This window comes from Nocardia sp. FBN12 (assembly GCF_054031145.1).
This window is the reverse complement of the sequence record NZ_CM132926.1, coordinates 5,452,097-5,468,081: the sequence shown is the minus strand read 5'-3', so window position 1 is coordinate 5,468,081 and position 15,985 is coordinate 5,452,097. Positions and strand designations below refer to the sequence as shown.

Genomic DNA, 15,985 nt, shown 5'->3' with positions numbered 1-15,985 from the left:
AGCACCCACATAGCGGTATACCGGTAATGTCGGAGGAGGCGCCGCACAGTCGATGAGAGCGCAGTGTCGCGCACCCGGCGCAATATTTTCAGACGAGGTGCCCCGCCCGGCTTCGGTCGCGGGCACCCGACTCAGGAGGCACCCGTGAGCCGATCCAACGGCACCGACGATTTCACCCTGCTCCCGGATCTGGCCGTCCGCACCCTCGGCGGTTCGGTGATCTGGGCGAACGACGAATTCTTCGCGGAGAAGGAGAACCTGGTCAGCCCGGGTCCGTCGGAATATCAGCCGGCGACGTTCGGCCACAAGGGGCAGGTCTACGACGGCTGGGAGACCCGCAGGCATCGCGGCAAGCCCGGTGACGATTCGGCCGTTGTCCGGCTCGGTGTACCCGGCGTGATCCGTGGTGTCGTGGTGGACACCGCCTGGTTCAAGGGCAACTATCCGCCCGAGGTGTCGCTGTCGGCGCTCGCGATCGAGGGCTACCCGCCTGCCGAGGAAATCGCCGCCCGCACCGACTGGGTGACCCTGCTCGACCGTGTGAAGGTGGGCGGTGACAGCCGCAATCCCTTCGTCGTGGACGACGAAAACCGCTGGACCCATGTGAAACTCACCATGCATCCCGATGGTGGCGTTGCCCGTCTTCGGGTGCACGGCGAAGGTCGCCCCGACACCGCGGTGCTCGGCCTCGGCCCGCTCGACCTCGCCGCGCTGGAGAACGGGGCCCTCGTGCTCGACTGCTCCAATCGGTTCTACAGCTCACCCAACCAGCTGCTCTATCCCGGTCTGGCCAGGGAAATGGGCGACGGCTGGGAGACCGCGCGCCGCCGCGACGACGGAAACGACTGGGTGCGAATCAAACTCGCGGGCCCCGGTGCGATTCGCCTGGCCGAGATCGACACCTCCTGTTTCCTCGGTAACAGCCCCGGCTCGGCCTCGCTCACCGGATTCACCAGTGACGGAACAGAAGTCGAACTCCTGCCCCGCACCGACCTGCTGCCCGACACCCGCCACCGGTTCGCGCTCCAGCCTGCGGCCGCTTCGGTCGTGGAGGTGCGCCTGGATATCTATCCCGACGGCGGCCTCGCCCGGCTGCGCCTCTACGGGGAGTTGAGCGCGTGACAGGAGCACGTGATTTCGTCGGGTACGGCCCGACGCCGCCCGACCCGCAATGGCCCGGCGGTGCGCGCATCGCGGTGCAGTTCGTGCTGAATTACGAAGAGGGCGGGGAGAACAACGTCCTCGACGGTTCGGCGCACTCGGAGACCTTCCTCTCCGAGATGACGCCCGCCGAGGCCTTCCCGAACCGGCACATGAGCATGGAATCGCTCTACGAGTACGGTTCCCGCGCCGGGCTGTGGCGGGTGCTGCGCGCCTTCGAACGGCGTGGTCTGCCGCTCACCGTGTTCGCGGTCGCGCGCGCCATGGAGCGCAATCCCGAAGCGGTAGCGGCATTTTCGGAACTCGGCTACGAGATCGCCAGTCACGGCCTGCGGTGGCAGTCCTACCAACTCGTCGACGCCGATGTCGAACGCGCCGACATGGCCGAGGCCGTGCGCATCCTCACCGAACTCACCGGTGCGGCGCCGCTGGGCTGGTACACCGGCCGCGACTCACCCCGCACCCGCGAATTGGTCGTCGAACACGGCGGTTTCGCCTACGACTCCGACTCCTACGCCGACGACCTGCCCTACTGGACCGAGGTCAACGGCCACAACCACCTGGTCGTCCCCTACACCCTCGACACCAACGACATGCGCTTCGCGTCCCCCGCGGGCTTCGCCAACGGCGACGAGTTCTACGCCCACCTGCGCGACGCCTTCGACCTCCTCTACCGAGAAGGCTCCGAAGGCGCCCCCAAAATGCTCTCCATCGGCCTGCACTGCCGAATAGCGGGCCGCCCCGCCCGCACCGTCGGCCTCGAACGCTTCCTCGACCACGTCCAATCCCACGACAAGGTGTGGATAACCCGCCGCATCGACATCGCCGAACACTGGCGCAAAGTCCACCCGGCGGGCCTGCTCGGCAACTGACGGCGAAACGTCGACCCCGCTACCCACGGGGTCGACGTCCGCTCAACCCCTAGGCCAAGCCGCACCGTTCGATATTGGTCAGCGTGACCTGGCGATCCGATTCCTTGGCCTGGGGAACGCGGTTGTACGCGCCCATCGAGTCCATGTAGGTGACGAACACGTCAGCGATCTCCTCCGGCGTCGCGTCGGGCTTGCTCGCGCGGACGTTGTCGACCAGCGCACGCGTGGTGTCGCACTGCTCTTCCTGGGTGAAGATCGGCGGCGGGTCGGCGTGCGCGAACGCAGGCGCGAGCAGCAACACAAAAGCGGCCAGTACGGCGGATCTGACAATTCTCACGCACGCGACTGTACTGGGGCGGAAGATGATGTGGCTCTATCGATCTCACGGCAAGGCTCTGAATTGCGGGTAACGCGCCACGTCGGAGGTGCCGTAACCATCCCTGCCGCTTCCCCGCACCGAACCCCGATTTGCGTCCTCGGCCAACACTTGGTCCGCGTGTTCGCAGCCGTGCTTCTCGCCGTAAGCATCGTTGTTCAGGACAGGCGGTATTCGCGGTCGCCGAAGTCGGCGATGATGTTCAATTTCCCGCCTAAGGCACGGACGTAGGCGCGAAGGGTCGAGAGTGTCACGACGTCGAGTTCGCCGCGTTCGAGTGCGCTGACTCGCGGCTGGCTTACTCCCATCGCTGCCGCCAGTTCGGTCTGTGACCGGTCTTGGTCGGTGCGAACTTGAGCAAGGTGCCACGCTCGTACATGGTCCTCGGTGATCTGATTCGCGCGGTCCAGATCCTCGTCATTCAAATCGAGTTCGGTAAGCAACTGCTCGACACCGTCATAGGACGGCCACTTCATGTCATCGGCTGGGTTCGTCATCGCGCTTCTCCTTCCCGTCCTCGCTGCGCCGCCAAAGCTCGACATATTGCAAATATAATGAATATGTTATGGGGCGCAACCCTGTCTTTGTCAGGCGAACAGTGCGCTGACGAAGGGGAGGGAGTCGACTAGGGAGGCGTTGACGGTGCCGTCGTGGTCGGTGGGGTAGGTGTGGGGGGTGGCGGGTTGGTTGGTGGCTTTCAGGACTGCGAAGTAGCGGAGGGTTTCGGGGGTTACCACGTCGGTGTCGAGGAGGCCTTGGCCGAGGAAGAGGGGGCGGTCGAAGCCGGATTCGGGCAGGCCCATGTAGTGGGAGAGGAGGGCGTGCGCGTTGGGGAGGGAGGCGAGGGGGCGGGCGAAAAGGCTGCCGATGGAGGGCTTTTCAGCGGCCAGGTCGTCGCCGAGGGGGCCGATGCAGGCGGTTTGGGAGCGGGCCAGCCAGGTGCGGCCGGTGTCGGTGAGCAGGCCGTCGATGTCGAGGTCGGGGTAGGTGGTGCGCAGGCCGCTGAGGATGTAGAGGACGTAGGCGGTGAGGTGCGAGCTCAGGGCGACCGGGGGCACGCCGGGGCCCGCGAGGCTGATCACGTCTTCGATGTAGGCGGGGACGCCGGTGGACACCGCGCCTCGGTAATCGAGTGCGGGGCCGCCGAATTCGGTGGCGTAGCGGGCGGTGAACACCGCGGCGCCGCCGCCCTGGGACTGGCCGACCACGGCCCACTTGTTCGACAGGGACGAGTACTGCTCGGTGGCGGCCTTCACCGCGTCGACCACGTTGTGTGCTTCGGCGATGCCGTTGAGGTAGGGATGTTCGCCGGGTCCGCCGAGGCCCGCGTAATCGGCGGCGACGATCGCGTAGCCCTGCTTCAGCCAGGTACCGAGATAGGCCCAGTCCCGCTCGACCGCGGCGGGTCCGGCCACGCTGTAAGCACAGTCGTCGCCGAGGCCGACGGTGCCGTGCGCCCACGCGATCACCGGCCAGCCGCCCTCGGGTGCCTCGCCGGCCGGGAAGTACACGGCCGCGCTGGTGGTGGTCGGCTGATCGCCCGCAGTGGTCGAGCGGTAGAGCAGGCGCTCGGCGCGGGCCGAACCGGGCAGGGTCGCCGCGGCGGACAGTGACTCGACGCCGATGGGGGTGCCCGCCGTGGTCGGTTGTGCGCTCGCCACCGGAACCAGGCTCAGGGTCGCCGCCAACAGGGTCAGCGATACCGCCGCGATCCTCGAAATTCTCATGGACCCACTCTTTCGTGATGCGCGCCCGGTTCCGAGCGTCCGTCGTCTCAGTGGATGAGTGTTGCGCATGCCACGCTGTGCACCCACTTCTGGGGGCGAAGGGGGCGATACCCGCGCCGTGACCGAATCGAGTGACGACACGCACACCAATCGTGTCCGGCGTGGTGTGTGAGAGCCCTCACAGAGTGCGAGGCTCGGGTGTGTCGACGAGGGAGGTGGTCATGATCGCTAACAGTACGAGCGTTATGCTAAAACTCCTGGTCAGCCCTACCCATCGGTAGGGCGAGTACTTGCAATTAGCCCGCTAATTTCGCAAAGTTAGCAAACGCGTCGGCAAAACTAGCTGAGATTCACACAACCAACAGGTAGACGGCCATTTCCAGGTGTGTCATTGTTTGGAAGTACACCCCTTGGGCCCTAGTAAGTCCTAGCAAGCCTGCAAATTGCTCCAGCAGTACGAGATGTGCAACCGAAAGCGTTCAGCCGCCGGTTGATTCGCACGCCGACTGCGTGGAGCACCGACCACACGAGGAAGTGGAGTCAAGAGATGTCTCTCCCCGGCACCCCGAAGACCGCAGCGGAAATCCAGCAGGATTGGGACACCAACCCGCGTTGGAAGGGCCTCACCCGCACCTACTCCGCCGAGCAGGTTTCCAAGCTGCAGGGCAACGTCGTCGAGGAGCACACCCTCGCCCGTCGCGGTTCGGAGATCCTGTGGGACCTCGTGAACAACGAGGACTACATCAACTCGCTGGGCGCCCTCACCGGCAACCAGGCCGTGCAGCAGGTTCGCGCCGGCCTGAAGGCCATCTACCTGTCCGGTTGGCAGGTCGCCGGTGACGCCAACCTGTCCGGCCACACCTACCCGGACCAGTCGCTGTACCCGGCGAACTCGGTTCCCGCGGTCGTGCGTCGCATCAACAACGCCCTGTCGCGCGCCGACGAGATCTCCAAGGTCGAGGGCGACGAGTCGGTCAAGAACTGGCTGGCCCCGATCGTGGCCGACGCCGAGGCCGGCTTCGGTGGCGCCCTGAACGCCTACGAGCTGCAGAAGGCCATGATCGTGGCCGGCGCCGCCGGTGTGCACTGGGAAGACCAGCTGGCTTCGGAGAAGAAGTGCGGCCACCTCGGTGGCAAGGTGCTGATCCCCACCCAGCAGCACATCCGCACTCTTACGTCTGCCCGGCTCGCTGCTGATGTCGCCGACGTGCCGTCGGTGATCATCGCCCGCACCGACGCCGAGGCCGCCACCCTCATCACCTCCGATGTGGACGAGCGCGACCGTGAGTTCCTGGACGGCACCCGTACCGCCGAGGGCTTCTTCGGTGTGAAGAACGGCATCGAGCCCTGCATCGCGCGTGCCAAGGCCTACGCCCCCTTCGCCGACCTCATCTGGATGGAGACCGGTATCCCGGATCTCGAGGTCGCGCGCAAGTTCGCCGAGTCGGTTCGCAGCGAGTTCCCGGACCAGCTGCTGGCCTACAACTGCTCGCCTTCGTTCAACTGGAAGGCGCACCTGGACGACGCGACCATCGCGAAGTTCCAGCGTGAGCTCGGCGCGATGGGCTTCAAGTTCCAGTTCATCACCCTGGCGGGCTTCCACTCGCTCAACTACGGCATGTTCGACCTGGCGCACGGCTACGCTCGCGAGGGCATGACCGCGTTCGTCGACCTGCAGGAGCGCGAGTTCAAGGCTGCTGCCGAGCGTGGCTTCACCGCCATCAAGCACCAGCGTGAGGTCGGTGCCGGCTACTTCGACACCATCGCCACCACCGTGGACCCGAACACTTCGACGGCTGCCCTGAAGGGTTCCACCGAAGAAGGTCAGTTCCACTGAGTTGCTTTGACTAGCAACGGATTTCCTCTACGCAGGTAGGGGTGTACGCCCTCCCCTGTCGATCAGCCCCGACAGGGGAGGGCATCCCTATACTGTGGGCCGAAATCTGAAAGATTTCGGCCCGCCCCCGCCTCTGGACTGACCGGAGGGTGCGACGAAGGAGTGCCCGGAGGGAGGGAAGAGGCGGGGTTACAGGGCCGAAATCCGCGGCGCCAGCCGCTAATAGATACAGGAGCGGGACGTGAGCAGCAGCGAGAAGATTCAGCGCGTTGGCATCATCGGCGCCGGACAGATGGGCGCGGGCATCGCGGAGGTGTGCGCACGCGCGCACGTCGACGTCCTCGTCTACGAGGCCACCCGTGAACTCGCCGCTGCGGGTCGCGCACGCATCCTGCGTTCGCTGGATCGTGGCGTGAGCAGTGGCAAGATCACTGAGCGCGAGCGTGAGCAGGCCGCATGGCGGCTGCGCTTCACCTCCGATCTCAGCGACTTCGCCGACCGTCAGCTGGTGGTCGAGGCCGTTGTCGAGAACGAAGAGGTCAAGACGGCCATCTTCGCCGAGCTGGACAAGGTCGTCACCGACCCCAACGCCGTGCTCGCCTCCAACACCTCCTCGATCCCGATCATGAAGATCGCCGTCGCCACCGCGAACCCCGAGCGGGTGGTCGGTCTGCACTTCTTCAACCCGGTGCCGGTGCTGCCGCTGGTCGAGCTGGTCACCACCTTGAAGACGAGCGAGCCGGTCGCCAAGCGCGCCGAGCAGTTCGCCGCCGAGATCCTCGGCAAGCAGATCGTGCGCTCGGCCGACCGCTCCGGTTTCGTCGTCAACGCGCTGCTGGTGCCGTATCTGCTCTCGGCGATCCGGATGGTCGAGTCGGGCTTCGCCACCAAGGACGACGTCGACAAGGCGATGGTGCTCGGCTGTGCGCACCCGATGGGCCCGCTGGCGCTGACCGACCTGGTCGGCCTCGACACGGTGAAGTCGATCGCGGACTCGATGTACTCCGAGTTCAAGGAGCCGCTGTACTCCGCGCCGCCGCTGTTGATGCGCATGGTCGAAGCCGGGCTGCTCGGTAAGAAGACCGGAGCCGGGTTCTACCAGTACGGCAAGTAGGGGACGGCCTTTATTCGGGTTGTTCGGTAGGGACGCATCAGGACCACCCGCTCGGGGTCGTTTGGTGGCTGTGTTTATTGGAGCGCTGGCGCGCTCGAGCGGGGCCCTTCGGGCCCCTGATCTTCCCTCCCTACGGGTACTCCTTCGTCGCACCCTCCGGTCAGTCCAGATCAGGGCGGGCCCCCTAAAAAGACTTACACGAGGCGCTCAGGTGCTCGGGGTTTGCGGGGGGAGCGGCGCGGGGGCGTTCTTGCGGCTTAAGCTGCTGTAGCCGGACGCGCTCGCGTGCCCGGTGCTATGTCTCGAGCGCAGCGTGTGATCGAAAGGGAGTATCGGCGGTCATGGTCAATGTCACCGATGGATTCGGGTCGAGCGTTCTCGGATACCCGAGGATCGGTCCGCACCGAGAGCTCAAGCGTGCGCTCGAGTCGTACTGGCGCGGATCGCTCGAACGTGAGGAACTGCTCACGGTAGGTCGCGATGTCCAGGAGCGTCAGTTCAACGAGCTGGCCGCGACCGGACTCTCGCAGGTGCCGGGCAACACGTTCTCCTTCTACGACCACATCCTCGACAACGCGCTGCTGTTCGGTGCGGTGCCGTCGCGGTTCAAGCAATTCGCCGACGGGCTCGACCCGCTCGACTTCTACTTCCTGATGGCGCGCGGCAACCCGGACACCCCGCCGCTCGAGCTGGTGCGTTTCTTCGGCACCAACTACCACTACCGCCAGCCCGAACTCGACGCCGACACCACGTTCTCGCTGCATCCCGAGGCCCTGCTCGACGAGTGGGACCGGGCGGCCGAGCGCGGGATCGAGCTGCGTCCGGTGGTCCTCGGACCGGTGTCGCTGCTGCTGCTGTCGAAGGCCGGGCATGTGCCGGGCGAGGCCGAGTTCGACACGTTGACTCTGCTCGACCAGCTGCTGCCGTTCTACGAAGAGCTGTTCGAGATCCTCGCCAAGCGCGGGTCGACCTGCGTGCAGCTCGACGAACCCTGCTTCACCGGTGAGCGCACGCCCGCCGAGCTGGCCGCGTTCGAGAAGGCCTACCACCAGCTGGCGAAGGCGCCGCTGCGTCCGCGCATCCTGGTCACCGGGCAGTACGGCGATTTCGGTGAGGCGCTGCGGATTCTGGCCGCGAGCAATGTCGAGGCGATCGGGCTCGATCTGGCCTCGTACCGGATGCAGCCAGAGGAACTGGCGGCGATCCCGGGGATCAAGCGTAAGCGGATCTACGCCGGTGTGATCAGCGGTCAGAATGTGTGGCGGGCCGACCGGGTCGTCACGCTGAACTACCTGAACTCGATCGCCGAGGTGTGCCCGGATCTGGTGGTGTCGACCGGCACCACGCTGCTGCACGTGCCCTACGACGTGCTCGCCGAGTACGACATCGAGGGCAATGTCGCCGACCGGCTCGCCTTCGCGAAACAGAAGGTGGGCGAGGTCGTCTCGCTCGCCAAGGCGCTCACCGAGGGGCCGTCGGAGAACTGGCGCAAGCGGCCGACCGAGGTGCATTTCAAGCAGAAGCACGCGGTGCGTCAGCGGGTGTACGCGGTGACGCCCGAGATGCGCGAACGGGCGCCCTATGACGTGCGCGCGGCGGCGCAGCAGGAGCGGCTGAACCTGCCGCTGGTGCCCGCCACCACTTTGGGCTCGTTCCCGCAGAGCGGCAAGCTCCGGCAGGCTCGTCACGAGGTGGCTTCCGGGCGACTGTCCGACGACGACTACCGCAAGCAGGTCGAGGCCGAGATCGAGGCCACGATCCGGCTCCAGGAAGACATCGGCCTCGACGTGTTCGTGCACGGTGAGCACGAGCGCAACGACATGATCCAGTTCTTCGCCGAGCAGCTCGACGGTTTCGCCACCACCCGTTTCGGCTGGGTGCAGGTGTACGGGTCCCGGTGTGTGCGACCGCCGATCGTCTACGGCGATGTGGCGCGGCCGGCGCCGATGTCGGTGGAGTGGACCACCTACGCGCAGTCGCTGACCGACAAGCCGGTCAAGGGCATGGTCACCGGGCCGGTCACCATGCTGGCGCGCTCGTTCGTCCGCCAGGATCAGCCGCTCTACGAGACGGCCGACCAAGTGGCACTTGCCATTCGGGACGAAGTGGTGGACCTGGAGAAGGCGGGCATCGCGATCATCCAGGTGGACGAACCCGCCATCCGCGAGCTGCTCCCTGCCCGTCCGGCCGGACGCGAGGAGTACCTGCGCTGGGCGGTCGGCGCCTTCAAGCTGGCCACCTCCGGCGTGCGCCCCGACACCCAGATCCACACGCACATCGGCTATTCCGGCCGCACCGAGGTGGTCGACGCGATCGATCAGCTCGACGCCGACGTCACCGCGATCGTGGCGACCCGCTCGATCGAATGGGTCATCGAAGCCCTCACCGAGGACCTGTCCTCGGGTCACGGCCTCACCCACGGCGTCGGCCCCGGCGTGTACGAGAGCCGCTCGGCCCGCATCCCTGACATCGACGAATTCGACGAGCTGCTCACCCAGGCCGCGAATGCCGTGACGCCACAACGGTTGTGGGCCAACCCCGACGGTGGACTCAAGACGCGCCACTACTGGCAGCTGGAGCCGTCGTTGCGCAACATGGTGGCCGCTGCTCGCCGGGTGCGCAGGCGCGCGCTGGCCGCGCAAGCCGCAGCGGCGACCGGCTCGGAATAACTGAATAACGAACAGGCGCACCGGAATCGGTGCGCCTGTTCGTTGAGCCCATATGCACGCGTGAGCGCGACGACACGCCCCACATCGCCGTGTTCGGCCCGGTCGGGCTCTACCGTGGCTGAATGGAACAGCGAATCAGCCTGATCACCCTGGGTGTCGCCGATCTGGCGCGCGCCCGCGCCTTCTACGAAGCCCTCGGCTGGCGTGGCCAGGAGATCGAGGAGACGGTCTTCTTTCAAGCGGGTGGGCTCGGCCTGGTGTTGTGGGGCCGGGACAAGCTCGCCGCGGATTCCGGTCTGCCCGACGATGGCGCCGGATTCGGCGGGATCACCCTGGCACACAACGTCCGGTCCGACGCCGAGGTCGAGGAACTGCTGGCGGCGGCGCAGGCAGCGGGCGCCACGATCACCAAGCCCGCGACCACCAACCCCCTCGGCTTTCGCTCCGGTGTCTTCCTCGATCCGGACGGTTATCCCTGGGAGGTAGCGCACAACCCGGGTTTCCCACTGGCCGCGGATGGTTCGATCACCATCCCCGATTTCGGCGCCTGAGCCCACTGAGCGTACCGCTGTCAGGCGCGGATCGTGGCTTGGCCGCCTGCGGTGAGCTCGGCCGCGGCGGGCGTGTGCCTGCGCTTCGGTGAGTTCCGCACGCAGCGACGGGCTTACCCAAGATCGCGCGCGGTAAACATGAAATTGCCTGAACCTCAGCGGATCTCGACGGCAGCGACTACAGTTCGCGGCGGTACCGTCAGGTCAGGAGGGGCGCGGTGCTCGATTCGCATCACCACCAAGGGAAGTTCGGGCACGATTACATTCGGGTGCTCGCCTCCGCGGCCGGGCTCGTCTGGTCGACGGACGACCTCGATGTCGACGGGGTCGACCTGACCATCAAGCAACCGGGGCGGACGAAGTACGGGCACTCTCCGCAGATCGAAGTGCAGATCAAGACCGTGTCGCGTCCGAAGTACCGCCAGGGACAGCTGATTTTCGGCGGGCTCAGCCATACCCAGTTCAATCAGCTCGCCGGCGCCGATTTCGCCGTTCCACGCTATCTTTTCGCCATTCACGTGCCCGCCATCGCTGACCTGTTCACCGATTCGATCACCGGCGGGTTGATGCTTCGGCACACGGGATACTTTCTCTCACTGCGTGACCGGGCGCGATTCGCTGTCGACAATCCCAAACGCAAGGTGTCGGTATCGATTCCGGTCAGCAATGTGCTCGACGTCGAGGCTCTCGCCGCGCTCGTCGCCGGATCGCCGCGGTAGTGCCCGATGGTCGCGACGCCCCGGCTCGATGAGGTCATCGAGTACCTGCAGGCACAAGGGTGGACGCCCCAGACGCAGTGGCGCAATGGCCAGGTCTGGTCACACGGTGAGTTCGACGTGCTGGTGCCCGACGGCGAGGTCGTCGACTACGGCGCACGAATGCGGGCGCTGGTGCGGTGTGTCGCGGACTCCGAGCAACGATCCACCGAAATCGTTGTGCGTGACATTGTTTCCGGCGGCGTCGACATTGTCGGGTATCGCGCGGGCGACGCCGCCACCGAGGTCTCGGTCGAGGCGGGCACCGCTGCGTTGACGGCGCTACGGTCCTTGCTCGTCATCTGCGCGGACCAGGTGGCGGGCAGTGAGATCAGGATCGCGACCATGCGTGAGCATGCCGTTGCCGAACTGCTCAACAGCACGATATTGCTGCCGCGTCGGGATGTCTTCGGGTTCGATCTCGTTCTCGCCGGGCCGGGTTCGAGACTCAGTCGCCGTGCGGCGGTCCGGTTGCTCGACGTCGCCGCGACCATGCGGGAGGCCACGGACGGTCGCGGGTTCGGCATGGGTGCCGAGATGTGGTCCGACACCGTCGAGATGTTCAGCGCGCTCGGCTCGGCAGAGCGCGACCCGATGCGATTCGAGCTCAGTTTCCACTGGTCACGTCAAGTTCCACGGCCGGGTGTCGTCATCGAATTCTCCAGCACCGAGATCGCCCGACTGCCACGGCTGCTCGACGTGGGCACCATCGCGTCATCGCCACTACCGACCGAATCGGTGCCCGGCGCCGAACAGCCCGCCGTGATCGAAGGGGTCGTGGTCGGGGTGGACAACGACGGCGGACCGAAGGCGACTGTGCGGGGTGTGCTCTTCGTCGACGCGACCAGCACCGGGAGGCAACGACGTGTGACGGTGCGCCTTCGTACACCCGAGGAATACGTGAAAGCTCTGGTGGCGCACAGGTCGCGAAGCAGGGTCCGGGCCACCGGAATCTTCGACGGCAGACGTGACCTACAGATTTCCGAAAACGGATTCACCGTCATCGACGGCGACGGATCGTGAGAGAACGGATCGAACTTTGTCGGATCAGATGAGTCCACGAGAACTTGCTGTGCTGCTGACGCTGTTGGCAGAGGCACGCGAACTCACCAACGCGGAATTGTTCGCGGTGGCCGGGGTGACGCTCGACGGCAAACCGCGACTTCGGCTCAACAAGCTGGGCCTGGTCGACAGCGTGAAGGTCGGTCGCGCACTCGTGCACGAGCTCACCGAGCAGGGGGCCCAGTGGTGCACTGCCGAGCTCACCCGCCCACGTCCGGAGAAATCGGGGTCCTACGGCGGGGCCCTGTACGCGGTGCTCGCCGGGCTGCACCGGCATCTCGAGACCTCAGGACAAATACTCACCGATATCTTCGAGCCCGATGTGGCGGGCCAGATCATCCGGAAATACACCGAGCTCACCAAGGGCAAACCGGATCAGATCCGGCTCGCCGACCTGCGTAACAGGTTGGCGCACATCCCGCCTGCCGACTTCTCGGACGCGATGACGCGGCTCGCCGATCGCGACGGCGTGCACGTACGGGCGGAAGCCGACCGCAAGACATTGACCGATGCCGATCACGCGGCGGCGATCGTGCTTGGCGGTACCCCTCGTCATCTGCTGACCGTCGAGGCGGTGCGGTGAACGAGCTGGAATATCGCGCGCTCGCGCGGGTGCAGTTCAGCACCGCACTCGGCCCGGATTCGATCTGGCGGCCGCAGAGCTATCACGTCGAGGAGCTGCACCGCGCTGCGTCGGCGGAGCTTGCCAGGGCGATCGGTCTCGCGAAGGATCGGCCGGAGATGTCGCCGACCGGGTTCATTCTCAACGGCGACCCCGGGGTCGGGAAGACCCATTTGCTCGGCTGGATACGGCAGTACGTCCAGGACCCGGCGGTGGGCGGCTTCTTCTTCATGCCGAAGCTGATCGACGGAAAATCGTTCTGGGACGGGGCCGTCCACGGGGTGATGAACCGGTTGATCGACGCCGATGGCGGGCAGCTGCGCCGATTGCTGGTCTTCCTCGCCGGGCGGGCAGGCTACGATCGCGAACGCACCGCGCGGATCGCCGGGCCGATGCGGCCGAAGCCGACAGACATCGATCAGTTTCTGACCGATCTGGCTGGTCCGGAACCGCAGCTGGCTTACCAATGCCAAGACACGCTGCGGGCACTGGTGCTGTTCCGAGCCGGCGGACCCTTGCGCGATCTGGGCGACAGCTACCTCATTCTGCGTGACCCCCTGGACGCCGAGGTCGCCAGGGAGTGGGGCTTTCGCAGCGGAAACCGCGATTCGCAGTTGATCTTTCAGGATCTGATCCGATTGTTCGGCGCGGCGGGTCCGGTGGTGATCGCGCTCGACCAGATCGACGCCGTGATGGCGGATTCGGCGAACCGGGGCGGGGCGAAGGCGGCGAACCTTGCGGACAGCTTGATGAAGCTGCGCGAAGAGACGGTGCGCACGATCATCATCGCCGCGTGTATTCCCACCACCTGGGATTACCTGAAGGCACAGGGGTTGGCCTCATCCGCGGACCGATTCACCGAGCGCTTCTTGGCCACTGCGCTACCCGGCGCCCCGGTAGCGGCAGCCGTTGTCGCGGGGCATCTGGCGGTCCAGTACGACGAGGTCGACTTCACGCCGCCATACCCGACGTGGCCGATCGCTGTCGGCGCCTTCGAAGCCGCCGAGGTGACCAGCTACACCCCGCGCAGATTGCTGCAACTCGTCGCCGAGCACGTGCGCGACTGCCTGGATCGGGGAGAGATTCGCGAACTCGGCGACTTCGCCGATCTCGGCGGTGGTGCTGAGGCGAATGTGCCGGTGCCGCAGGGGGATCTGCTTGGGTTCGACAGCCGTTTCGCGGCATTGCGCGATGCCGCGGATTCCACGATGCCGTTGGACCCGGCCAACGAGGACGAGGTCATGGCCGCCCTGCTCAAGGCCGCCCTCCAGTGCTTCGTCCTCGAGCAACGTGATCGCGACGACCTGAGCATCGACCCGGCGACCGCTACGGGCCGCGCACTGCACGCACGCCTGCTTCGCACGGTCGACCCGATTCTCGAAGAGCAAGAACACTGGAGCTTCCGGGCGATCGGGCACACCCATCACCTGGCTGTGCAGTCCCGGATGCGTTCGGCGGTTATCGAATCCGGCATCGAAGAGTCCGAGGGCAACCGCCACCTGACCATCCTGCGCAATATCCCGTTCTCGAAGGGCCCCAAAACCGCTGCGATGCTGACTGATCTGGCGTCGGCGGATGGCAGCACGCTGCCCATCTCGCAGGATGATCTCCGAACCTTCACCGCGTTGCAGCAGATGCTGGCCGAGGCGAGGCCGGGCTTCGACGGTTGGCTGGTGGAGCGCGCGCCTGCTGGACAGACTCAGTTGTTTCGCCGGGTGTTCAGTGATCTGCCCGAATCGGTCCCTGCGCACCCAGCTTCGGACGCGACCGACGGCGGCAGTCACTCCGAGATCGGACCAGCAACCCGCGCTGTGGTCGAATCCGCTGGATCGACGATCACACTCGGTCGTGGGCTTACCGACCAGAGTGAATTCGTCATACCGCTGGAATTGCTGCGGAAGCATCTCGTCTTGTTCGCCAGCAGCGGCTCCGGCAAGACGGTGCTGCTACGGAGGCTGGTGGAAGAGGTCGCGCTGCACGGAGTTTCGGTGATCGTTCTCGATGTCAACAATGATCTTTCCAGGCTCGGCGATGCGTGGCAGGAGGTTCCGTCGGCGTGGCGGCCGGGCGATGCCGAGAAGGCCGAGCGGTACCTGGCCGAGACCGATGTGGTGGTGTGGACCCCACGCCGCCAAGTCGGCCGACCCCTCATCCTCAATCCGCTTCCGGACTTCGGCGCGGTGCTCGACGACCCGGATGAACTGCGGACCGCCGTGGAAGTGGCCGCGGGTGATCTGCTCGCGCGTTCCGGCATCGCACGGACGAAGGCGGCGCAGGCGCGCGCGGTCCTGTTGGAGGCGCTCACTCATTTCGCTCGGTCGGGGGAGACCAAACTGCCGGGGCTGATCGCCCTGCTCGCCGACCTGCCCGACGGCGTGAGTCGCGTGCGCAACGCAGCGCGGATCGCGGCCGAGATGTCGGACGGGCTCACGGTTTCCATGATCAATGACCCGCTGTTCGGTGGCGATGGTGAACCCCTCGATCCCGGCGCACTGCTGACGCCCGCGCCCGGCAAGAAGGCCCGAGTCTCGGTGGTCAGTTGCATCGGGCTGCCCGACCCTGATCAGCGCGCCACCTTCGTCAGTCAGCTACAGGTGGCCTTGTTCACCTACTTCAAGACAAATCCTGCGGGCGACCGGCCACTGGGTGCGCTCCTTGTGCTCGACGAGGCGCAAATGCTCGCGCCGTCGGGCAAGAGCACTCCGGCCACGGCGAGCACGCTGATGCTCGCGGCGCAGGCACGAAAGTACGGACTGGGGATCGCCTATGCCACGCAGGCGCCGAAAGGGTTGGACAACAAGGTGGTCGGCAACACGGCGATACAGTTCTTCGGCAAGCTGGGCACGGCGGTCCAGATCCAGGCAGCCAAGAGTATCGCCGCCACCTGGGGTGGAAACGTCGACGATATCGGCCGCCTGAAGACCGGCCAGTTCTACGGCGCCACCGAAGGGCGAGCGTTCCGCAAACTCGCCACCCCGCTGTGCTTGAGCCACCATCCGGCCAGTCCGCCCACTGAGGCCGAAGTACTCGAACGCGCGAGGCGCGACCAGAGCTAGCTACCACCTCGAATTCACCAGTCATGTCGACGACAGTCCGGGGGAGGCGCCCAGGGCCCATCTGCCGCCATGGGCGCCGGATCATGGCTCGGGCGCCGTGCACGGCGAGATCGATCCCGCGATCCCGCGGACGGTGCTCGACGAACTCGCCGCCGCGCATCCGCTGCCGCGGAGTCAGTGATC

Annotated in this window: 13 protein-coding genes; 10 read left to right on the top strand and 3 right to left on the bottom strand. The window is 66.0% G+C overall.

Going from position 1 to position 15,985, the window contains the following annotated elements; genetic code table 11:
• The first annotated feature begins 144 nt into the window (after window positions 1-144).
• On the top strand, window positions 145-1,122 hold the full coding sequence (gene alc / locus ACWZHB_RS25750; RefSeq protein ID WP_427904363.1) for an allantoicase: 978 nt from the start codon (window positions 145-147) through the stop codon (window positions 1,120-1,122).
• Complete coding sequence (gene puuE, locus ACWZHB_RS25745; protein ID WP_427904362.1) at window positions 1,119-2,033, top strand: allantoinase PuuE; 915 nt, start codon at window positions 1,119-1,121, stop codon at window positions 2,031-2,033. The genes alc and puuE overlap by 4 nt, the downstream gene beginning before the upstream one ends.
• A 49-nt stretch (window positions 2,034-2,082) precedes the next feature.
• Here the strand turns inward: puuE and ACWZHB_RS25740 are convergent, their stop codons facing one another.
• From ACWZHB_RS25740 to ACWZHB_RS25730, 3 genes are all read right to left on the bottom strand, one after another.
• On the bottom strand, window positions 2,083-2,370 hold the full coding sequence (locus tag ACWZHB_RS25740) for a hypothetical protein (RefSeq protein WP_427904361.1): 288 nt from the start codon (window positions 2,368-2,370) through the stop codon (window positions 2,083-2,085).
• A 197-nt stretch (window positions 2,371-2,567) separates the two neighbouring features.
• Window positions 2,568-2,906: a helix-turn-helix domain-containing protein gene (locus tag ACWZHB_RS25735; protein WP_427904360.1), complete on the bottom strand. Its 339-nt coding sequence runs from the start codon at window positions 2,904-2,906 to the stop codon at window positions 2,568-2,570.
• 90 nt (window positions 2,907-2,996) lie between these two features.
• On the bottom strand, window positions 2,997-4,136 hold the full coding sequence (locus ACWZHB_RS25730; RefSeq protein ID WP_427904359.1) for an alpha/beta hydrolase family protein: 1,140 nt from the start codon (window positions 4,134-4,136) through the stop codon (window positions 2,997-2,999).
• Window positions 4,137-4,683: 547 nt separating this feature from the next.
• Here ACWZHB_RS25730 and aceA point away from each other — a divergent pair.
• From aceA to ACWZHB_RS25690, 8 genes are all read left to right on the top strand, one after another.
• Window positions 4,684-5,973 carry an isocitrate lyase gene (gene aceA / locus ACWZHB_RS25725; RefSeq protein ID WP_067450000.1) on the top strand — a complete coding sequence of 430 codons (1,290 nt, stop codon included), beginning with the start codon at window positions 4,684-4,686 and terminating at the stop codon, window positions 5,971-5,973.
• A 241-nt stretch (window positions 5,974-6,214) separates the two neighbouring features.
• Window positions 6,215-7,087 carry a 3-hydroxybutyryl-CoA dehydrogenase gene (locus ACWZHB_RS25720; protein ID WP_427904358.1) on the top strand — a complete coding sequence of 291 codons (873 nt, stop codon included), beginning with the start codon at window positions 6,215-6,217 and terminating at the stop codon, window positions 7,085-7,087.
• A 341-nt stretch (window positions 7,088-7,428) separates the two neighbouring features.
• A complete protein-coding gene (metE, locus tag ACWZHB_RS25715) occupies window positions 7,429-9,756 on the top strand; it encodes a 5-methyltetrahydropteroyltriglutamate--homocysteine S-methyltransferase (protein ID WP_427904357.1) in 2,328 nt (775 codons plus the stop codon).
• Between the two features lie 122 nt (window positions 9,757-9,878).
• Complete coding sequence (locus ACWZHB_RS25710) at window positions 9,879-10,307, top strand: VOC family protein (RefSeq protein WP_427904356.1); 429 nt, start codon at window positions 9,879-9,881, stop codon at window positions 10,305-10,307.
• A gap of 218 nt (window positions 10,308-10,525) precedes the next feature.
• Window positions 10,526-11,026: a DUF4365 domain-containing protein gene (locus ACWZHB_RS25705; protein ID WP_427904355.1), complete on the top strand. Its 501-nt coding sequence runs from the start codon at window positions 10,526-10,528 to the stop codon at window positions 11,024-11,026.
• 6 nt (window positions 11,027-11,032) lie between these two features.
• Window positions 11,033-12,085 (top strand): hypothetical protein, encoded by a 1,053-nt coding sequence (locus tag ACWZHB_RS25700; protein ID WP_427904354.1) that lies wholly within the window; start codon window positions 11,033-11,035, stop codon window positions 12,083-12,085.
• A 28-nt stretch (window positions 12,086-12,113) separates the two neighbouring features.
• Window positions 12,114-12,707 (top strand): hypothetical protein, encoded by a 594-nt coding sequence (locus tag ACWZHB_RS25695; RefSeq protein WP_427904353.1) that lies wholly within the window; start codon window positions 12,114-12,116, stop codon window positions 12,705-12,707.
• Entirely contained in the window at window positions 12,704-15,802 is a 3,099-nt protein-coding gene (locus ACWZHB_RS25690; RefSeq protein ID WP_427904352.1) for an ATP-binding protein, read from the top strand. The genes ACWZHB_RS25695 and ACWZHB_RS25690 overlap by 4 nt, the downstream gene beginning before the upstream one ends.
• Window positions 15,803-15,985 lie beyond the last annotated feature (183 nt).